The following is a 15,833-nucleotide window of genomic DNA, read 5'->3' as shown; positions in this document are numbered from 1 at the left end:
GATCAGAAATGAGAATTTTTCATGGCTAATTTTCCATTTCAACGCTTGCAGGCAGATCTTGCAACGTTGATTCACAAAACCCCGGCGGGTCAACGCCTGCCCTCCGAGCCGGACCTTGCAAAACAACTCGGCGTTTCGCGCGCGACCTTGCGCGAGGCGATGCGTTCGTTCGAAACACAGGGATTGATTCGCCGCAGGCAGGGCTCGGGCACATTTGTGGTCGGCAAAGTCCAGGCGCTCGACAGCGGGTTGGAAGTGCTGGAGAGTCTCGATACGATGGCGCAGCGCAAGAATTTGCAGACGACGATCAGCGATCTGCATGTGGATCAAGCGGATGCGGATGGAGAATCCGCCGCCGGGCTTGGGATTCCTGAAGGGAGCCGCCTCACCCGCATCCGACGCGTGATTCGCGCGGAAAACCGCCCGGTCGCTTATTTGATCGACACGCTCCCGGCAGACCTGCTCAAGCCAAGCGATCTTCCGGGTGGATTCAACGGTTCGGTTCTCGACTTCATGCTGGAGCGTGGCGATAAGTTGACCGTTTCCCGCGCCGCCATCACCGCAACCAACGCCACGGCCGAGGTGGCAAAAGCTCTTGAGATCCAGCGCGGTGATGTGTTGCTGCATTTCATCTCGCAACTTTACCTGGACAGCGGGAGGATCGTGGACCACACGCTGAGCTATTTCATACCCGGTTATTTCAATTTTCATGTGGTCAGAAAAATCGGCGGTAATTAATTCCGCAAACGAAAAATTCGGAGGATTGGCATGTCGGATGTTGTAAAGGAAATTCAAAAGAAGGTCGAGGGGCAGCGGGAAAAAATCGTGAATTTTATGCGCGAGATCGTTGCCATCCCTTCGATGGAGTGCAAGATCGGCCCGGTCGGCGAACGCATTCAGTCGGAGATGAGGAAACTCGGCTATGACGAGGTTCGTTTTGACAGGATGGGGAATACGATCGGCAGGATCGGGCACGGCTCCAAGGTGATCGTCTACGACTCGCACATCGATACCGTTGGTGTGGGCAACCCGGATGAATGGGATTGGGACCCGTTCCATGGCAAGGTGGAGAATGGATATTTGTATGCGCGCGGCGCGTGCGACGAAAAAGGCTCCACGCCGGGGATGGTCTATGGACTTGCCATGGCGCGCGATCTCGGCCTGCTCGACGGCTACACCGTGTACTACTTTGGGAATATGGAGGAGGAATGTGACGGCATAGCCCCGAACACCTTCGTCGAAGTAGACCCGAAGGTGCGTCCCGATTTCGTCGTGATCGGCGAACCGACCAAAATGCGCATCTATCGCGGGCATAAGGGTCGCATCGAACTGAAGATCACTGCGCACGGCAAATCGGCGCATGCGGCTTCACATTATCTCGGTGATAACGCCGTGTACAAAATGATGGCGACCATCATGGATATCCGCGAACTTGACCGCCGCCTGCGCCTCGGCATGGGGCACCATCCCGTTCAAGGGGTTCCCTCGATCGCCGTCACCGATGTATCCGCACGGACAGCATCGCTGAATGCGGTGCCGGATCAATTCACGATCTATCTCGACCGCCGCATCACATCGAACGAGCCGCGCGATGAAGTCATCGAGCAGATCAAGGGACTGATCCCCGAATACCTGCGGGAGGAAATCCACGTCGAAGAGTTGTTTTACGATACGCCGTCCTATACCGGTTTCGTTTTTCCGGTGTCGAAATACTATCCGGCATGGATTTTGGAGGACGCTCATCCCCTTGTGCATGCTGGCTCAGACACCATCGAGGCGTTGTGGGGCGAGAAGCGTCCGCTCGGAACGTGGGATTTTTCGACGAACGGCACATACTGGGCCGGCAAGGCGGGCATCCCATCCATCGGTTTCGGTCCCGGCGATGAGAAGACCGCCCACATGCGCGACGAGAACGTGCCGCTCGATGAGGTGGTCGCAGCGACGGCGTTCTATGCGTTATTGCCGAAGATGTTGAAAGAGAAGATGATCTAGATTTCTGCGAGATGGGAAGAAACCGCCAAAGAAGGAGATTCCATGAAGCAAAGGAGAAACTGCAACCGCCCTAAATCTTTCCCTAATTGAATAGGAGGCTCAAATGCGTAGTTTTGCCGGTCGAGATGTTCTTTCACTCAAGGAATTCGAACGGAATGAATTCTTCCACGTGTTCGAAGTGGCTCAAAAGATGGAACCCATCGCCAGGTCGAGGAAGAACGTGGATTTGCTCAAGGAAAAAACCCTGGTAACCGCCTTTTACCAGCCCTCGACGCGGACCCGTCTGGCACACGAAGCCGCCATGCACCGCCTCGGCGGCCACGTGACGGGATTTTCCGACGCCAAGATGACCCGCGCCGGTGACTTCTATCAGGAGTCGATCAAGGATACGGTGAAGATGCTGGAGTTCTACGGCGATGTGATCGTGATGCGTCACTTCCAGCAGGGTGCGCCCCACGAAGCCGCGAAGTGGGCAAGCGTGCCGATCATCAACGGCGGCGACGGCTGGGGTGAACATCCCACGCAAATCCTCACCGACTTGTACACCGTCCTGCGGGAGAAGGGCCGCATCGATGGATTGAAGTGGCTGGCCGTCGGCGATATGCGCATGCGAACGATGCACTCGCTCGGTTACGCATTGAGCCAGTTCGATTGTCCGATCACATTCGTTGCCCCGCCGGATATGAATCTTACGGATGAGTTCAAATCCGAGCTCAAGCAGTACAGCGTAAACTTCAAGGAAGCGGACCACGTTGAAAAGGCGATCGGCGAAGCGGATGTGATTCTGGTAGAACCTGTGGTCCAGCCTGATTACACAAAGTCACGTGATGAGCGCACCGGTGAACTCAACCTGACACCGGCCAATTACAAGATCACACGCGAACTGCTCGAGAAGAAGGCAAAGCCAGATGCCATCCTGCTTCACTCCCTGCCCCGAATGGACGAAATTCCCACCGACGTGGATATCACGCGCTGGTCGCGTTACTGGCAGGAAGCCTTCAACGGAGTGGTCATGCGCATGACTTTGCTGGCGCTCGTCCTGGGTGCCTTGGAATAACCGATCTGACAGACGAACAGAGATGTTTGGAATACAAGCCGCATCAGGCTTGAGATGAAAATTACTTTTAAAGGTTGATCATTTATCGTATGAAAATCATCGAAATTCGCCGTCACTCGATCCGTTCGTCTGGCGGGGACCATTTAAACCGGCAGGGGGTTGTGTTGGCGCGCACAGTCGGTAATGGTATCGGTCCCTTTGATTTTGTGGCGACTTCTGCACTTCCGCGTGCCTTCGAAACCGCCATCGCTATGGGCTTTGCTGTGGACGAGCAGAACGAACTGATGAATAGCTACGGAGGCGCGGTGGAACGGGAAGCGCCCTGGCCCTTGCCGTTCTTCAACTACGCTGAAATCGTCAAACAGGACGGCGCAGCGGGCGATTATGCCTATCGGTTAATGGACTATTACAACGCCATCCTTGACCGCCTCCCGCAGACCGGATCGGCTCTCATCGTCAATCACGGCGGCGTGGTGGAATTGGGCGTGGTGGCCTGCCTGCCCGAAGCGGATTTTCGCGCCTGGGGCGATTCGGTGGATTACTGCGAAGGTGCGCGCCTCTTTTGGGAGGACGGTCGTTTCGTGCGCGGAGAGGTTTTGCGCGTAACTAAGAAATAAGCATGTCGTTGACTCGTTCAATGAATGCATAACGAAAGAAAAAAACAAGGAGATATAGTATGCAAACTAATTTTCGCGGTCGTGATTTCATCGGCGACCTCGACTTCACGAAAGAGGAAGTCGAAACCGTTCTGGACGTGGCCTGGGACCTGAAACGAAAACGCGCCCTCGGCGAACCCCATGCCTATCTGCGCGACAAGGTGCTGGCGATGTTGTTCTTCTTTTCGTCCACACGCACACGCGGCTCGTTCGAAGCGGGCATGGCTCAATTGGGCGGGCACGGCGCCTTCATTGATTCGAATACGACCCAGATCTCTCATGGCGATACGCCCGTCGAGATCGGCGAGATATTCGGCCGTTATTTCGACGGCATTGCCATCCGCCACTGCGATTTCGGCGATGGGAACAAATACTTGAACGATGTCGCCAAATCCAGCCGCGCTCCGGTCCTCAATATGCAGTGCGATATCTATCACCCCTTCCAATGCCTGGCCGATCTGATGACCATCATGGAAAAGAAGGGCCGCGACCTGCGCAAGAAAAAGATCGTTGTTTCGTGGGCGTACGCCGCTTCATATCTAAAGCCGATTTCCGTACCCCAATCGCTCATCCTTCAAATGCCGCGCTTCGGCATGGATGTAACTCTCGCCTACCCGCCCGGATTCCAACTCATGCCCGATATCGTCGAACAGGCAAGGGAACAGGCAAAGATCGCCGGTACCGGTTTCGAAATCATCGACGATGCGGACGGTATGGCCAAAGCCTGCAAGGATGCGGACGTGATCTATGCCAAGTCCTGGGGTCCTCTGTTGACAACCAATGACAAGACGGAAGGCAAGAAGCTTCAGGATTCCTTCAAGAACTGGATCATGGATGACGCGAAGCTCAAGGTCGCTCACAAGGATGCCATTTACATGCATCCGCTTCCCGCTGACCGCGATATCGAAGTGACCAGTGCCGTGCTGGATGGCCCGAATTCCGTCGTGTTCGACGAAGCCGAAAACCGACTGCATGCTCAAAAAGCGGTCATGGCTTTGACGATGAGTTAGTGGATGGCCGCCCAGGTTGGTCGACCATCACACCTAAAGACCAGGAGACTCCATGACTACTTCTAAAATCGCCGTCGTCGCCGTGGGCGGGAATGCTCTGATCAAAGACGATAAAAATGTCACAGTCGAGGATCAAGTGCTTGCATTGCGCGAGACGTCTGTACATCTTACCGACATGATCGAAGCGGGCTGGAATCTGGCCATCGGCCATGGCAACGGACCACAGGTGGGTTTCGTCCTGCGCCGCTCGGAGATCGCCGCCAAGTTCGAGGGAATGCACGAAGTCCCGCTGGATGTCTGCGGGGCGGATACACAGGGCGCGATCGGCTATGAATTCCAACAGGCGCTTCGCAATGAATTTTTCAAACGCGGGATCGACCGCAAGGCTGCCACCATCGTCACTCAAATGCTGGTGGATAAGGACGACCCGGCGTTTAAGAAACCCACCAAGCCCATCGGCTCCTTCATGGATGAGGCGGACGCAAAACGCCGGGAGAAGGAAATGAAATGGACCGTTGTGGAGGATGCCGGCCGCGGTTGGAGGCGGGTGGTCGCATCGCCAATGCCGAAAGAGATCGTGGAATTCGCTTCGGTCAAGACCCTGGTCGACGCGGGCCACATCGTCATCACCGTGGGAGGAGGCGGGATTCCTGTCATCGATCGCGGCGATGGCGAACTCATCGGGACGGCGGCGGTCATCGACAAGGATTATGCTTCCTCGCTCCTCGCTCAGGCTCTGAAAGCGGATCTGTTCCTGATCGCGACGGCGGTCGAGAAGGTTGCGATCCACTTCGGCAAGCCCGAACAGAAATGGCTGGATAAAATGACCGTCCCCGAAGCCAAAGCTTATCTGGATGAAGGCATCCACTTTGCGAAAGGTTCGATGGCGCCAAAGATCCAGGCTGCCATTTGGTATCTTGAAAACGGCGGCAAAGAAGCGCTCATTACCAATCCCGAAAGCATCGGGCGCGCCCTGAAAGGCGAAACCGGGACGCGGATCGTTCCGTAATCAAGCAGGTCACGCTTCGATCCCGTTCCGGGTACAAAGCGTGACCTGCAAATAAATTGATGAAAAAGATCGCCGACCGTTTCAACACCATCACTTTAACGCCGCGTAGTACGGTCTGGTTCCTGTTTTTAATCGCCGCGCTGACCTACGGACTCTTCTTCTGGCAGCGCGGTTTCTATTGGGATGAGTTTCCCTGGGCATGGATCTATTATCGCCTCGGTCCCGCCATGCTCACAAAAACATTCACCACCAGCCGCCCGTTCTGGGGGATGATCTATCAACTGACCCTGCCGGTCATCGGACCCAATCCCTGGATATGGCAGCTGTTCGCCATCCTCCTGCGTTGGGTGACGGCAGTATTGCTCTGGAAAATTCTGCGCGCTCTTTATCCTGCCCATCCCAGACCTGCCTTGTGGGCAAGTCTTTTCTTTTTAGTCTACCCCGGCATGGGACAGCATTTCATCGCCATGATGTACAGCCATTTTTACATCGTGCTGGCTGCATTCCTGCTCTCGCTTTATCTATCCATTCTTGCGATACGAGACGCAGGCCGTCGCTGGTTTTATTTTATTGTGTCGTATGCGCTTGCCGCTGTCAATCTGTTGACGATGGAATATTTTTATTTCATGGAATTTGCGCGGCTGTTCATATTCCTGCAACTGCTTTCGGGCGGATTCAAGGAACGCGCGAAAAGGACCATTTTTTATTACCTGCCTTACCTTGCCATCTTTCTAGGGATCACGCTCTGGCGCGCATTCTTTTTTGAATTTCAGAACGCAAGTTACCCCTACGTCCTCCTGGATGAATTTAAGGAAAATTTTTTCACCGGGATGCGTTACTTTCTGAATCAAATCCTGGTCAGTTTCTGGCGCACGGTGTTTGAATCATGGTTGATGCCCTTCCTCACCATCGGCACCAGCGGATTGGGTCCGCTCACGCTTTCTTTGATGCTGGTCCTGTTATTCTCGAGTATCCTCATCGCCGGGATTTATCTCTTCGCATTCACGGCAGAGGGTTCAGACGGGATCGAGTTCGCTAAGCAGGCTGGCTGGATCGGTTTAATATTCTGGGGCTTTTCAGGCGGTTCGGTCTGGTTGATCGGCAATCTTCCGCAGTTCAATTTTTCGCTCGACCGTTTCATGCTACCGTTTATGCTGGGTTCCAGCATATTGCTTTCCTGCCTGATTGCATTGATAAAGAACGCGCGAACCCAGATGATAATCGTCGCTCTGCTCGTCGGTTTTGCGGGGAGCCGTCATTTCAGGCTGGAGGAAATCTATCGCAGCGACTGGTTGACCCAGCAGGAATTGTTCACACAAATGAGCGAGCGCATTCCCGGCTTGAAGAAGGGGACCATCATCCTTGCCAATGACATTCCAGTAACGTATTACTCTGACAATTCGTTGACGGGTCCGCTGAACTGGATCTACAGTCCGCCCGGCGAGATGTATGCGATGCTGTATTTTGCATCCATCCGTGTGGGGAAGACTTTGCCGAGCGTCGAGCCGGGACAGCCGCACGAGTTGTATTACATCGGACCCACATTCAATGGGAACACCGATAACATCCTTGTCGTGAATTTCGAGCCGCCGGGCTGTTTCCGTGTGATCGACCCAGAGGTGGAGGCGAACAACCGTTTGCTTCCGCCCGCGGTCCGCGACGTTGCGCGTTATTCGAATCAGAGTGTGATTCTGTTCGAGAAATCGAACCAGCTTCCCCGTCAGTTTTACCGAGGCGTTGAATCCGATTGGTGCATCTATTTTGCCCGGGCGGAGTTGGCGCGCCAGAAAGGGGATTGGAGGGAGGTTGTCCGGATCGCGGAACTGGCATTTGCCTTGAACGACACCCCCAATGACCCGGTCGAGCGTTTTGTTTATATCGAGGGGTATGCCCATACGGGCGATTGGAAAAAGGCGGTAGAATCATCGAAGGATTCCTACAGGATATCGAAGAGTTTTGTCGGTCCCTTATTGTGCAACCTCTGGGATCGCATCGGGAGGGAGACGGCGAATAGCCCGGAGCGGGCAACCGCTTTGGACGATGCGCGAAACGAGTTTGAATGTCCACATTAGAGGTAGATTGTTATTTTCTTCACTGTTTGAATGGTTTGGTAAAATCGTCACATATGAAAGGAGGTTCTCCGCCAACTTTCTCTATCCGTGTCCTCGATAATTAACTTTCAAAAATAGGAGAAGAAGTATGCGTACATATCTCGCACGCCTCGCCATGCTGGCGATGGCACTCATGCTCGTCCTGTCTGCCTGTGGCGGACAGCCTGCGGCGACCGAAGAAGCGCCTGCCGCGACCGAAGAAGCCCCCGCCGCCACTGAAGAAGCGCCTGCGGCCACGGAAGAAGCCCCTGCTGAACCGTTCGTTTTCGGCATGCTCCTTGTGGGTCCGTACAACGACAACGGCTGGAGCCAGGCTCACTATGAAGCCGGCCTTTACGTTGAAGAAAAATTCAACGCCAAGATGATCTATCTCGACAAGGTCAACCCCGCCGACCGACCCGGCACCACCCCCGACCAACTGGCCGAGGAATTGGTGGCGCAGGGCGCGAAATTGGTCATCTTCAACTCAGATGACATGAAAGATGCTTCCACAACCTTCGCGAAGGCCAACCCCGATGTCTACGTCATCATGGCATCCGGTGATCAGGTATGGGAAGACGGCAAGGTCTACGAGCCGATCCCCAACCTAACGAATATCATGGGACGCATGGAATATGGCAAGATGATGGGTGGCTGTGCTGCCGCGCTCTCTACCGAGACCGGTAAGATCGGTTACCTTGGACCGTTGATCAACGATGAAACCCGCCGCCTTGCCGCTTCGGCTTATCTCGGTGCGAAGCATTGTTGGGAACAGGCTGGCAACGATCCCGCCGCCCTCGAATTCAAAGTGACCTGGATCGGCTTCTGGTTCCACATCCCCGGTTTCACCACCGACCCTGTGGATGTTTCCAAGGATTTTTACTCCACCGGCTTTGACGTCGTCATCTCAGGCATCGACAACCCTGTCAACCTTGCGGAAGCGCAGAAGTTCACTGCTGAGGGAACCCCCTCGACTGGCGTCGCTTATGACTACGTGGCTGCCTGCAGCGCCGCCCCGGATGTCTGCCTTGGTGTGCCGTACTTCAACTGGGGTCCCGATTATCTCACCGCCATCATGTCCGCTGCGGATGGCACGTGGGAATCGCAGTTCATCTTCTCCGGTCCCGATTGGAGCGATATCAACAACCACGATACCTCCGCGATCGGGTTCGTGAAAGGTGATGCATTGAGCGATGAAAATGCCGCCGCGCTGGATGCCTTCATCGCCGATCTCGCCGGCGGACTCAACTTGTGGACGGGTCCGATCAACCTGCAGGATGGCACTGCCTATCTCGCCGACGGCGAAGAAGCAACCGATCAGCAGGTTTGGTACCTGCCGCAATTGCTTGAGGGCATGCAGGGCTTGAGCGCCTCCGAATAAACTGATTTCACCTCTAAAAAGGGGCGCAGAATTTTCTGCGCCCCTTTCCTCAACCTGTACGCCTCATGGAGACAAAACGTCCATGAACGTAGAACTTAAGAATATTCACAAACACTTTGGCAGTGTTCATGCCAATAAAGGCATAAATCTTAACATTCCCACAGGGACGATTCAGGGGATTTTGGGGGAAAACGGTGCCGGGAAAAGCACCTTGATGAAGATCCTTTCAGGGTTTATTCAACCTGATTCTGGCAGTGAAGTTTTTTTGGACGGCAAACCGGTTGTGATGCATTCCCCCGCCGATGCGATCCAGTACGGGGTCGGCATGCTTCATCAGGATCCCTTGGATTTTCCGCCCATGAAGTTGCTCGATAATTTTTTGCTCGGGTTGCCGGGCGGGATATTCCCCAACCGCAAGGAAGCCACGCAGGATTTCAGCCTGCTTGCCCGGGAATATGGCTTTACCTTCGACCCCGAGAATTATGTGGATTCTCTCACAGTGGGCGAACGCCAGCAGTTGGAGATTATGCGTCTGTTGTTTTTGGGCGCTCGCGTTTTCATTTTGGATGAACCAACCACAGGCATCAGCGCCGGGCAGAAGGAAAAATTATTCGCCACCCTCAAAAAGTTCCCTGAGCAGGCGATGACGGTGATTTTCGTTTCCCATAAATTGGAGGATGTGGAAAGTTTATGTGACCGGGTTGCGGTCTTGCGCGGGGGAGAGCTGGTCGGCGAGACCCAGCCGCCTTATATCACTTCCAAACTGGTTGAGATGATGTTCGGCAAGGAGATTACACTCGGCGAACGCCAGCCTGCCCAAACAGGCGGGGTTGTTCTTTCCATGAAGAACGTTTCACTTGAAGATGTGCGTATGAAGGTCAAAAATGTCAGCCTGGACGTCCGCGCAGGCGAGGTGATCGGCTTGGCGGGCATGGAAGGCTCCGGGCAGGGAATGTTCATCCGTGCTTGTTCAGGGTTGATGAGACCCGTCGGCGGCAGGATCGAGCTCAAAGATAAGGATTTGACCGGCAAGTCCTATCATATCTTCAAGCGCGCAGGTGTGAATTTTCTTCCCGCCGCAAGACTGGAAGAGGGCTTGGTGCCCGGTCTTAATCTCACCGAGCATTTTATTCTGGCGGAAGAGCCGAAGGGTCTTTTCATCGACCGCATGATGGGGCAGCAGCTTGCGGAAGAGCGTATCAAATCCTTTAACATTCGCGGCAAACCGCACAGCACAGTAGAGTCGCTTTCGGGTGGGAATCAACAGCGCGCCGAACTCGCGTTATTGCAATCTCCGCTTTCGCTGGTTCTATTGGAACACCCCACCCGCGGACTGGATATTGAGTCTGTTATTTATATTTGGAGCAAACTCAAAGACCGCTGCAAGACCGATGGCGCGGCGATCATTTTCATTTCATCGGACCTTGAGGAAATTTTGCAGTACAGTGACCGGGTTCTGGTGTTCTTCAACGGCAAGGTGTCTGCGCCGCTGGATGCGGGGAAAACCACGGTTGAGGAACTGGGTCAATTGATCGGTGGCAAGGGGTGGGCAGATAAAGGAGAAGCGCATGATTAAGGATCGTTTTGGCAATCTGGCGTATCAACTAGCGGCTCTTTTGCTTGCGTTCGGGGTTGTTTCGCTCATTTTGATCTCAGTGGACGCTTCACCCTCGGAAACCTATAAAAATATATTCAAAGGTTCGTTTGGCGAAATGCGGAAGTTTGCCGAAGTGCTGGTTGCTTTTGTTCCGCTGCTTCTTGTAACAGCGGGCCTGTTGGTAACCTTTTCCTCCGGCTTGTGGAACATTGGGGTGGAGGGCCAGGTGGTGTTGGGAGCGATAGCGACCACGTGGGTATATCGTTTATTACTCGAAAGCAGCCTGCCGCCTGCGGTGATCATCGCGCTCGCCATCCTTGGTGGAATGGTTGGCGGCGCAATTTGGGCGGCGCTGGCGGGCATCCTCAAAGTGTTTGGCGGTGTGAACGAGATTTTCGGCGGGTTGGGTTTGAATTTTGTCTCAACCGCGCTGACGATCTACCTCATCTTCGGTCCGTGGAAACGCCCTGGCGTTGCCTCCATGAGCGGGACGGTGCCATTCCCGGATGAGTTTTCCCTGCCCCTCCTGGCAAACCTGCGCATCAGCCCATGGGCTTTGGTGATTGCGTTTGTTGGGATCGTGGTGATCTATTTTATGTTGCAAGGCACGTATTTCGGTCTGCGCCTAAAAGCAGTGGGGAAGAACTTCCGCGCGGCGTATTTGTTGGGCATTCCAACCTGGCAATACGCTATGTACTCCTTCCTTATCTGCGGCGCATTGGCGGGTGCGGCCGGCGCCGTACAGGTGGCGGCGGTTTACCACCGTCTTATCCCCTCCATTTCCAGTGGATACGGATATTTAGGGCTCATGGTTGCCATGTTGATCAATTATCAGGCGCTATGGGCGGTGCCGGTGGCGCTTTTCTTTGCCGCGTTGAATATCGGCAGCATTCAACTTCCCATCGTCATGAAACTCGATTCGTCGCTCTCCGGGGTATTACAAGGCGTGCTGGTCCTGTTCGTGTTGCTTGCGGCGGGCGTACGCCAGAAATTTGGGAGGAAGGCTCAATAATGTCACAGGAAACGATGCTTATCGGCTTGGCAGGCGTGCTTGCCTCTGCCTCTCCCTTGATCTTTGCCGTTATCGGCGAAACGCTCTCCGAACGCGCGGGCGTCATCAATCTCTCCATGAACGGAACGATTTTGCTCGCCGCCATGGGCGGGTTTGCTGTTGCCTATACCACGGATAATATTGTGCTTGGTTTTTTGGGGGGCATGTTGATCGGCGCGCTTGTGGCGTTGGTCGTAGCTTTTGCAAGCATCACACTTCAACAATCACAAGTGGCGGTTGGCTTCGTCCTGGCGCTCACCTGCCGTGACCTGTCCTACTTCCTTGGCAACCCCTACATGGGACTGCCCGGTCCCCGATTGCAGGCCTTGCCGATTCCCGTGCTTAGCGATATTCCAGTCATTGGGCAATTGTTCTTTCGCCATGATGTCATAACCTACATCAGCTTTATCGCCATTTTCCTTGCATGGCTGTGGATTTTCCGAACCCGCCCGGGGTTGATGTTGCAAGGCATAGGCGAGAAACCAGCCGCGGCGTACATCCGAGGTGCTAACGTCAACGTGATGCGCTACGTCTATACCATTATTGGCGGGGCATTGATTGGGTTGGCGGGTCCTGCTTTCTCGCTAGCGACCCGCGCCGGCTGGATGGGAACCATTTCTGGACTGGATGGCTTTGGCTGGATTGCGCTCTCCATTACCATCTTTGGCGGTTGGAACCCGGTGCGTGGCGCGCTGGGCGCGTACCTTTTTGCCTTCCTGCAATGGTTGGGTTTGGTGCTGCAACCCGTCTTGACCCAGGTACCATCCCAGGTATTACAGGTTGCGCCGTTCCCTTTGATGATCCTAACGCTTCTGCTCGTCAACATCGGCAATGCCGAATGGGTCGAGCGGACTCTGGCTGCCATGCCTGAATCTGCCCGGAAGATATTTGCCAAAATCCTGCGTGCCATGCGGACATCTCCGCCCGCGGCCTTGGGCGTGCCATTCGAACGGGATTAAGAACCCCAGCCTCTTTCGACATTTTGCCTATACAACACCCCAAATGCTCCCACCTTTTGGGGTGTTTTTCTGAAATCATACATGTAGGTGATGAATGTCACTTGAAGGCGTTTGTATAATATTGTACAAAAAAGGTCAGACGACTATCCTCCTACCAATGAACCTCATTCAAACGCGGTCAGTTTCCAATGCAGTCGATGAGATCCTTCTGGAACGTATTCGGGATGGATCGTACACGCCCGGGAGTCGAATCCCATCGGAGAGTGAATTGTCTGATGAACTGGGGGTGAGCCGCGCCACGGTGCGGACGGCGCTTGCAAAACTTGCAGCGAATGGTTTGATCCTGCGAATCTAGGGTAATGGCACCTTCGTCAATGCCCGCATAAAGCAGGCGAGCGTCCAACCCGGCAATTTATGGGACCTGGTCCAATTGATTGAAGGCAATGGATACAAGTCTTCCATACGCCTGTTAGCCATGAAGCGAAAGCCCGCCAGCGAAAAGGAGGCACACGTGCTTGCCTTGGAGCCCGGCGACGAAGTGATCCATTTTCAACGGGTCTTCCATGCGGATGAGTGTCCCGTCATTCTGGCAGATAATGCCGTGCCAGCCGCTCTGCTGCGTGAACCGCTGGAAAATATGGATGGGGGAATTCATATTCGCGATATATTCAAAAATTACTTCCATCAAAAGATTGCCTTTGCCATAACAGATATTCATTCTGTTTTGATCGCGGAGGAAACCCGCGACGTTCTGGGCGGCGATGCGGGCAGGGCGATCTTGCAGTTGAATGTGACGTTTTACGGGAGGAATAATCTTCCGCTTGCTTGCGGTGTGAACTATTTCGACGATTCCGTCCTTCGTTTGACCCTTGTTCAAACCTGGAGTTGATTTTTCCATGACGGTTTTATTTTCCGATATCGGCGCCTGAGAGGAATCATCCTGATGCGACAACGACTTGAGACCCTGTTCGACGCGTTGCTTCCCGTGATTGCCACCCTTGCCGCCTTGGCGGTCGGTGCATTGATGTTGCTGATCTTGAAGGTCAATCCCATCACCGCCTATGCCGCATTGTGGGACGGCGCGTTCGGTAGCGCCAATTCCTTTGCGGAGACCCTGGTCAAAGCCACGCCGTTGCTTTTGGTGGCACTCGGGATTTGTATCTCGTTCCGCGGCGATGTGATCAACATCGGCGGGGAAGGACAAATGATCATCGGCGCAGTGCTGGCAACGTGGATCGGGTTGACCTTCACGGGCGCGCCCGGGTGGCTGGTCATCACATTAGCATTGATTGCAGGTTTTCTCGGCGGTGCGATCTGGGGCGGGATCCCCGGTTCTCTTAAGGCATATTTCAATGTTAATGAGATCCTAAGCACGGTGATGATGAACGCGATTGCCGTGCAATTGATGAACTTCCTACTTCGCGGACCGATGATCGATCCTTCGCAAGCACTGCTTGCCTCCAAAATCCCGCAAACGGCGAGACTCGAAGACGCCTTTCATCTTGCGCGATTGGCTCCCACACGACTGCATTTGGGGGCTTTGATCGCAATCATCCTTGCGATTCTTGTTTATATCCTCCTTTGGCGCACCGTACTTGGATATCGGATTCGCGCGGTGGGACAAAGCCCCTTCGCCTCGCGATATGCGGGAATCAAAGTTCCTCGTTATGTGGTGCTTTCCCTTCTGTTGAGCGGCGCATTCGCAGGGTTGGCGGGAGCGATTCAAGTTTACGGGGTCAACTATCGCATGATCACCGACGGCTCGGCTTCAGGGTTTACAGGATCAGCGGGTTTCAATGGTATTGTGGCTGCCCTGTTCGGGCAGTTGCATCCGTTGTGGTCCATCCCGGCTTCGATTCTATTTGGGGCGCTGCTGGTGGGTGCGAATAAAATGCAGCGTGTAATGCAAGTCCCCTCTGCATTGATCACGGTTATGAACGGCCTTGTCGTTGTTTTCGTGGTCAGTAGTGAGATCTGGAGGCGTCGCAGACAAAGACGCAGGCTGGCGGCAGCCCCGGACGTGGAAATATCGACGAAACAGCAACAGCCAGAGGTCCGGAATGAGGCGAAGCAATGATCTCTGATCTTTTATCCACCACGGTCCTTATCGGCATCCTAGCATCAGGGATCCGTCTTGCGACTCCATATTTGTATGCCGCCATCGGTGAAACATTCGGCCAGAAGAGCGGTGTGTTGAATTTAGGCGTCGAAGGGCAGATGCTGCTCGGTTGTTTTGCTGCATTCTATGTGGCTTTCAATACGGGGAACTTGTGGCTTGGTTTGCTGGCGGCGGTCATAGTGGGGGCGTTAATGGGTCTGGCAATGGCGTATGTGACCGTGAACCTGCATGCACAGCAGGGCATCAGCGGAATCGGCTTTTATCTTTTTGGTTTGGGCATGAGCGAACTGCTGTTCCAGACCTTGATGGGAACGGTTGAAACGGTGCAGGGTTTTCCCAGGATTTACTTTCCCGGCATGAGCGATATTCCCGGTATCGGCGAGATCTTATTCAATCAAAACATTCTTGTATATGGCGCCTTCCTGCTTGTGCCGCTTGCCTGGTTCGTCTTGAACAAGACCACGCTTGGTTTGAAGATTCGCGCGGTGGGCGAAAACCCGGATGCGGCTGATTCGCTTGGAGTAAATGTGGCTCGCATCCGTTATTTCACCATCATCCTCGGTGGAATTCTTTCAGGGATTGCAGGAGCTTCGCTCTCGATTGCGTTGCTGAACGTCTTTCAACAGAACATGACCAGCGGGCTGGGTTTCATAGCGGTTGCCTTGGTTTATTTCGGAGGCTGGAAACCAACGGGTGTTTTGTGGGGCGCGTTGTTGTTCAGTATGGTGAACTCTCTGCAGTTATGGATTCAAGTATTGGGTATCCCAGTCCCGTCGGATATTGCGGTGATGATGCCTTATGTGCTGACCATTCTGGTTTTGGTTGCAAGTGTTTCCAGGGTCAGGTCACCGTCTGCTTTGTCGAAACCCTTTGAGCGGGAGAACTAGTTCCCGGTTAGGAGGCAGAATAGAA

General features: G+C 54.2%; 15 protein-coding genes. All 15 read left to right on the top strand.

Features of this window, described 5'->3' with window-relative positions:
* Nucleotides 1–21: 21 nt before the first annotated feature.
* Nucleotides 22–738, top strand: a complete 717-nt coding sequence (locus HS100_01120) for a GntR family transcriptional regulator (GenBank protein MBE7432494.1) — start codon at nt 22–24, stop codon at nt 736–738.
* A 30-nt stretch (nt 739–768) separates the two neighbouring features.
* Entirely contained in the window at nt 769–1,992 is a 1,224-nt protein-coding gene (locus HS100_01115) for a YgeY family selenium metabolism-linked hydrolase (GenBank protein ID MBE7432493.1), read from the top strand.
* A 103-nt stretch (nt 1,993–2,095) separates the two neighbouring features.
* A complete protein-coding gene (gene pyrB, locus HS100_01110; GenBank protein ID MBE7432492.1) occupies nt 2,096–3,049 on the top strand; it encodes an aspartate carbamoyltransferase in 954 nt (317 codons plus the stop codon).
* Nucleotides 3,050–3,138: 89 nt separating this feature from the next.
* Entirely contained in the window at nt 3,139–3,666 is a 528-nt protein-coding gene (locus tag HS100_01105; protein MBE7432491.1) for a hypothetical protein, read from the top strand.
* Nucleotides 3,667–3,725: 59 nt separating this feature from the next.
* Nucleotides 3,726–4,715, top strand: coding sequence for an ornithine carbamoyltransferase (locus HS100_01100; GenBank protein ID MBE7432490.1), 990 nt, complete (start codon nt 3,726–3,728; stop codon nt 4,713–4,715).
* A 52-nt stretch (nt 4,716–4,767) separates the two neighbouring features.
* Complete coding sequence (gene arcC / locus HS100_01095) at nt 4,768–5,724, top strand: carbamate kinase (GenBank protein ID MBE7432489.1); 957 nt, start codon at nt 4,768–4,770, stop codon at nt 5,722–5,724.
* A gap of 59 nt (nt 5,725–5,783) precedes the next feature.
* Nucleotides 5,784–7,796, top strand: a complete 2,013-nt coding sequence (locus tag HS100_01090) for a hypothetical protein (GenBank protein ID MBE7432488.1) — start codon at nt 5,784–5,786, stop codon at nt 7,794–7,796.
* Nucleotides 7,797–7,923: 127 nt separating this feature from the next.
* Nucleotides 7,924–9,195: a BMP family ABC transporter substrate-binding protein gene (locus tag HS100_01085; protein MBE7432487.1), complete on the top strand. Its 1,272-nt coding sequence runs from the start codon at nt 7,924–7,926 to the stop codon at nt 9,193–9,195.
* Nucleotides 9,196–9,277: 82 nt separating this feature from the next.
* Nucleotides 9,278–10,771, top strand: a complete 1,494-nt coding sequence (locus HS100_01080) for an ATP-binding cassette domain-containing protein (protein ID MBE7432486.1) — start codon at nt 9,278–9,280, stop codon at nt 10,769–10,771.
* Nucleotides 10,764–11,804: an ABC transporter permease gene (locus HS100_01075; protein ID MBE7432485.1), complete on the top strand. Its 1,041-nt coding sequence runs from the start codon at nt 10,764–10,766 to the stop codon at nt 11,802–11,804. Before HS100_01080 ends, HS100_01075 begins: the two co-directional genes overlap by 8 nt.
* The gene (locus tag HS100_01070) at nt 11,804–12,802 is read left to right on the top strand and encodes an ABC transporter permease (GenBank protein ID MBE7432484.1); all 999 of its coding nucleotides are present in this window, start codon (nt 11,804–11,806) and stop codon (nt 12,800–12,802) included. The genes HS100_01075 and HS100_01070 overlap by 1 nt, the downstream gene beginning before the upstream one ends.
* 157 nt (nt 12,803–12,959) lie before the next feature.
* Nucleotides 12,960–13,157: a winged helix-turn-helix transcriptional regulator gene (locus HS100_01065; protein ID MBE7432483.1), complete on the top strand. Its 198-nt coding sequence runs from the start codon at nt 12,960–12,962 to the stop codon at nt 13,155–13,157.
* Between the two features lie 120 nt (nt 13,158–13,277).
* Nucleotides 13,278–13,691 carry a UTRA domain-containing protein gene (locus tag HS100_01060; protein MBE7432482.1) on the top strand — a complete coding sequence of 138 codons (414 nt, stop codon included), beginning with the start codon at nt 13,278–13,280 and terminating at the stop codon, nt 13,689–13,691.
* Nucleotides 13,692–13,745: 54 nt separating this feature from the next.
* On the top strand, nt 13,746–14,879 hold the full coding sequence (locus HS100_01055) for an ABC transporter permease (GenBank protein MBE7432481.1): 1,134 nt from the start codon (nt 13,746–13,748) through the stop codon (nt 14,877–14,879).
* Nucleotides 14,879–15,808, top strand: coding sequence for an ABC transporter permease (locus HS100_01050; GenBank protein MBE7432480.1), 930 nt, complete (start codon nt 14,879–14,881; stop codon nt 15,806–15,808). The genes HS100_01055 and HS100_01050 overlap by 1 nt, the downstream gene beginning before the upstream one ends.
* Nucleotides 15,809–15,833: the final 25 nt, after the last annotated feature.

The organism is Anaerolineales bacterium (genome assembly GCA_015075725.1).
Classification (GTDB): Bacteria; Chloroflexota; Anaerolineae; order Anaerolineales; family Villigracilaceae; genus Villigracilis.
The sequence above is the reverse complement of the archived record's forward strand: the minus strand, read 5'-3'. Positions and strand labels throughout refer to the sequence as shown.

Coding starts and splice junctions, on each gene's coding strand:
- HS100_01085 (MBE7432487.1), top strand. CDS start 7,924: ATGCGTACATATCTCGCACGCCTCGCCATGCTGGCGATGGCACTCATG.
- pyrB (MBE7432492.1), top strand. CDS start 2,096: ATGCGTAGTTTTGCCGGTCGAGATGTTCTTTCACTCAAGGAATTCGAA.
- HS100_01105 (MBE7432491.1), top strand. CDS start 3,139: ATGAAAATCATCGAAATTCGCCGTCACTCGATCCGTTCGTCTGGCGGG.
- HS100_01090 (MBE7432488.1), top strand. CDS start 5,784: ATGAAAAAGATCGCCGACCGTTTCAACACCATCACTTTAACGCCGCGT.
- HS100_01065 (MBE7432483.1), top strand. CDS start 12,960: ATGAACCTCATTCAAACGCGGTCAGTTTCCAATGCAGTCGATGAGATC.
- HS100_01100 (MBE7432490.1), top strand. CDS start 3,726: ATGCAAACTAATTTTCGCGGTCGTGATTTCATCGGCGACCTCGACTTC.
- HS100_01115 (MBE7432493.1), top strand. CDS start 769: ATGTCGGATGTTGTAAAGGAAATTCAAAAGAAGGTCGAGGGGCAGCGG.
- HS100_01060 (MBE7432482.1), top strand. CDS start 13,278: ATGAAGCGAAAGCCCGCCAGCGAAAAGGAGGCACACGTGCTTGCCTTG.
- HS100_01070 (MBE7432484.1), top strand. CDS start 11,804: ATGTCACAGGAAACGATGCTTATCGGCTTGGCAGGCGTGCTTGCCTCT.
- HS100_01120 (MBE7432494.1), top strand. CDS start 22: ATGGCTAATTTTCCATTTCAACGCTTGCAGGCAGATCTTGCAACGTTG.
- arcC (MBE7432489.1), top strand. CDS start 4,768: ATGACTACTTCTAAAATCGCCGTCGTCGCCGTGGGCGGGAATGCTCTG.
- HS100_01080 (MBE7432486.1), top strand. CDS start 9,278: ATGAACGTAGAACTTAAGAATATTCACAAACACTTTGGCAGTGTTCAT.
- HS100_01075 (MBE7432485.1), top strand. CDS start 10,764: ATGATTAAGGATCGTTTTGGCAATCTGGCGTATCAACTAGCGGCTCTT.
- HS100_01055 (MBE7432481.1), top strand. CDS start 13,746: ATGCGACAACGACTTGAGACCCTGTTCGACGCGTTGCTTCCCGTGATT.